General features: G+C 65.9%; 1 protein-coding gene. It reads right to left on the bottom strand.

The genetic code is table 11. The features are described 5' to 3' along the window. On the bottom strand, positions 1 to 4,519 hold a 4,519-nt coding region (locus E8F20_RS18380; RefSeq protein WP_280285014.1), incomplete at both ends, for a cadherin-like domain-containing protein.

Genomic DNA, 4,519 nt, shown 5'->3' with positions numbered 1-4,519 from the left:
GCTGATGCTGTCGTCGGCCGCATCGCCGCCGATGTAGTAGCCGGCCAGCTCGCGCAGTTGCTGGCGGTTCCACACCGTGCCATCGCTGAAGAGCACCTCCTGCACGCCGTACTGGTTCGGGTTGTCGCTGGCCTGCCAGCTTGCCAACTGGTTCGACAGGTACAGGGTCTTGCCATTGACGAAGCTCAGGGTCACACCGTTGCCATCGCCGCTCACCGTGACGCTGGCCGGGGTGATGCCCGCCGCCAGCTCCAGGCGGTTGAAGTCGCCGGCCTGGCTGGTATTGACGTAGTCACTTAGCGACAGGTTGCCGCTGCCGTCGTAGCGGTAGGTGTCGCTCCCGGATTCACCGCTGAGCGAAACACTGGCATCGCTGGCCAGCCCCACGGCGATCAGCAGGTCATCGCCATTGCCGCCGAAGGCATAACTACTGCTACCAGCGCCGTTGCCCAGGGTCAGGCTGTCGTTGCCCTCTCCGCCGATCAACTGGTTGTAACCGCTGCCGCCGTCCAGGCTGTCGTTGCCGTCCTCACCGTAGAGGATGTCATCACCGTCCTCGCCCTCCAGCAGGTCGTCGCCCATCCCACCGTAGAGCCGGTCGTTGTCCGTCCCGCCCGCCAGGCTGTCATGGCCGCCATAGCCATAGAGGAACTGATCGCCGGCGCCGGTGCTGATGCTGTCGTCGGCCGCATCGCCGCCGATGTAGTAGCCGGCCAGCTCGCGCAGTTGCTGCCGGCTCCACACCGTGCCGTCGCTGAAGCGCACTTCCTGCACGCCGTACTGGTTAGGGTTGTCGCTGGCCTGCCAACTGGTCAACTGGTTCGACAGATGCAAGGTCCTGCCGCCGGCGAAGCCCAGGGTCAGGTTGTTGCCATCACCACTGACCGTGACACTCTCCGGCGTAATGCCCACTGCCAGCTCCAGCCCGTTGAAGTCGCTCGCCTGGCTGGTATTGACGTAGTCGCTCAGCGACAGGTTGCCACTGCCGTCGTAGCGGTAGGTGTCGCTGCCACTGTCGCCGGACAGGCTGACCGCTGAAGCATTGGCCAACCCGGCCGCGATCAACAGGTCATCGCCACCACCACCGGTGGCATAGCTGCTGTCAAGCGCGCCGCTGCCGAGGTTCAGGGTGTCGTTGCCCTCGCCGCCCAGCAGTTGGTTGTAGCCGCTGCCACCGTCCAGGCTGTCGTTGCCGTCCTCGCCAAAGAGCACATCGTCGCCGTCCGCGCCAAAGACGCTGTCGTCACCGGCACGAGCTTGAACTACATCGTTGCCCCCCTTTGCGTGAATCAGGTCAGCACCGTCCGTACCCACCAATGGATCGTCGCCTTCCGTGCCATCGATGGGGTTGAGCAGTTGCGCAATCGCGGCGGTCGGGCTACTGGCGGCAGACTCCAGGGTGCCACCGCCATCCGTATAGCGAGCGACCACACGAACCTGCAAACCAACCAGAGCCGCCCCCAGCACCAGACTGGCAGCGGTGGCGCCGGCCAGATCGCTCCAGCTACTACCGTCCGCTGAGGTCTGCCATTGGTAGCCGACCACGCCCAGGCCATCGGCGTCGAACAACGAGTGGCTGGCGGTCAGGGTCTGCCCTTCCAGCGCCGTGCCGGAGAGTGTGACGTTGCCGGTCGGGGCATCATTCACTGCCGCCAGGTTCAGGTTCGCGGACGTGGTAACCGTGGCGATGCCATCACTGATGACCACCGCGAAACTCACCGGGCCGTTGCCGTTGGCCGCCGGACTGAAGGTCCAGGTGCCGTCGCCGTTATCGCTCAGGCTGCCGAAGGCTGGGTCGACGCTGACGCTCTGCACGCTGAGCACGTCGCCATCCAGGTCACTGGCATTGGCCAGCAGTTGGGCGCTGGTGAGCAGGTAGCTCTGGTCTTCGGTGCCAGCGGGCAGGCTCACCGGCCCGCTGACGCTGGGTGCGTCATTGGTGTTGCCGATGCTCAGGGTGAAGACGTCGCTGACGTTGACGTTGCCGCTGTCGGTGGCGGTGACCCGGACACTCAGGCTGCCAATATCACCGGCTGCCGGCGTGCCGCTGAAGGTACGGGTCGCCGTGTCGAAGCTCAGCCAGCCCGGCAGCGGGCTGCCATCGGCCAGGCTGGCGCTGTAGCTCAGCGCATCGCCGTCGACATCGGTGAAGGCGTTGCCTGCGACGGTGAAGCTGAAGGGGCTACCCTCAGCCGCATTCTGATCGGCCAGTGCCTGGGCCAGGCTCGGTGCGTCGTTCACTGCCGCCAGGCTGAAGCCCAGCGACGCGGAGATAGAACCGCCCTGCCCGTCCACCACGGCATAGCTCAGGCTGACCGAGCCGTGGTAGTTGGCGTCCGGCGTGAAGGTCCAACTGCCATCGCCGTTGTCTGCCAGGCTGCCATGGCTGGAACTGAGGTTGGCAATGGCCAGGCTGTCGCCGTCCACATCACTGAAGCCCGCCAGCAACTGGGCGCGGGTGAAGACGTAGGGCGTGTCTTCGCTACCAGCGGGCAGCACGGTGCTCGGGCTGCCGCTGGGTGCATCGTTCACCGCCGTCAGGCTGAAGCCCAGCGACGCCCCCACCGAGCCGCCCTGCCCATCCACCACCGCGTAGTTCAGGCTCACCGGACCGTGGTAGTTCGCGTCCGGCGTGAAGGTCCAGCTGCCGTCGCCGTTGTCCGCCAGGCTGCCGTGATTGGCGCTGAGGTTGGCGATGGCCAGGCTGTCGCCGTCCACATCGCCGAAGCCCACCAGCAACTGGGCGCTGGTGAAGACGTAGGGCGTGTCTTCGCTACCGGCAGGTAGCACAGTGCTCGGGCTGCCGCTGGGTGCATCGTTCACCGCCGTCAGGCTGAAGCCCAGCGACGCCCCCACCGAGCCGCCCTGCCCATCCACCACCGCGTAGTTCAGGCTGACCGGACCGTGGTAGTTCGCGTCCGGCGTGAAGGTCCAGCTGCCGTCGCCGTTGTCCACCAGACTGCCGTGGCTGGCGCTGAGGTTGGCGACGGCCAGGCTGTCGCCGTCCACATCGCTGAAGCCCACCAGCAACTGAGCGCTGGTGAAGACGTAGGGCGTGTCTTCGCTACCGGCAGGTAGCACGGTGCTCGGGCTGCCGCCGGGCGCATCGTTCACCGCTGCCAGGGTCAGGTTCGCGGATGTGCTAACTGTGGCGATGCCATCACTGATGACCACGGCGAAACTCACCGGGCCATTGCGGTTGGCCGCGGGGCTGAAGGTCCAGGTGCCGTCGCCATTGTCGCTCAGGCTGCCGAAGGCCGGATCGACGCTGACGCTCTGCACGCTGAGCGTGTCGCCATCCAGGTCACTGGCGTTGGCCAGCAGTTGGGCGGCGGTGAGCAGGTAGCTCTGGTCCTCCGTGCCATCGGGCAGGCTAACCGGACTGCTGACGCTGGGGGCGTCGTTGGTGTTGCCGATGCTCAGGGTGAACACATCGCTGGCGCTGAGGTTGCCGCTGTCGGTGGCGGTGACCCGGATGCTCAGGCTGCCCACCTCGGCATTGCCCGGCGTGCCGCTGAAGGTGCGGGTCGCGGCATTGAAGCTCAGCCAACCCGGCAGCGGGTTGCCGTCAGCCAGGCTGGCGCTGTAGGTCAGGCCGTCGCCCACATTGGGATCGCTGAAGGTGCCGGCCGGTACGGTGAAACTGAAGACGGCATCCTCACTGGCGGCCTGGTCGGCCAGCGGCGTACTGACCACCGGTGGGGCATTCAGGTCCACCACTTCAATACCAGTGATGCTGGTGGAAGGTGCAAAGTTATCGAGAGTCAGGCTGCTGGCCGGGGTGTTCTGCAGCGTGATGATGGTCTTCCAGCCATTTCCCCCTGCCGCCGTACCGTTCAGGTCCCACTGCAGCAGCGTGTCGGCGCCCTGCTGCACCAGGCGCAGGTAGCCCAGCGCCGGATCGAACGGGTTGCCGCCGCTGTAGCCGCTGCTACTGGTCAGCAGCTGGTTGATATTGAGGATGTCGCCACTGGCACCGGCAGCAAAATCGCTGACCAGCATCTGGCCGGTGGAGCCGGGCTGCAGCATGTAGGTGTCGCGTCCGCTGCCGCCGCTGACCGTGGTGACGGAGCCGGCGTTGCTCTGGTAGACATTGATCGTGTCGTCACCGGTGCCCGCGTCGAGACTGTTGCTGGTGATCAGACCGGAGCCATCTCCAACGTAGAGGGCGTCGTTGCCATCACCGCCCTGCAGCACATTGCTGCCGCTCCCGCCATCCAGAGCGTCGTTGCCGCTACCGCCGTCGAGCGTATCGTTGCCATTGCCACCAATCAAATAGTCGCCGCCGCCGCTGCCCGTCAGCGTGTCGTCGCCATCCTCGCCAACGAGCTGGCTGCCGGCGGTGTCATCGCCCGCCAGCAGCGTGTCGTTGCCCTGGCCGCCATAGAGGTAGTCATAACCTACCCCACCATCCAGCAGGTCATCCCCGCCAAAGCCATACAGCGTGTCACTGCTGCCCAACCCATAAATCGCATCGTCGACCACGCTGCCGTTGAGCACGTCCGCGTTCGGCGTGCCG

The organism is Pseudomonas sp. BN415 (assembly GCF_029871195.1).
Taxonomy (GTDB): domain Bacteria; phylum Pseudomonadota; class Gammaproteobacteria; order Pseudomonadales; family Pseudomonadaceae; genus Metapseudomonas; species Metapseudomonas resinovorans.
The sequence above is the reverse complement of the archived record's forward strand: the minus strand, read 5'-3'. Positions and strand labels throughout refer to the sequence as shown.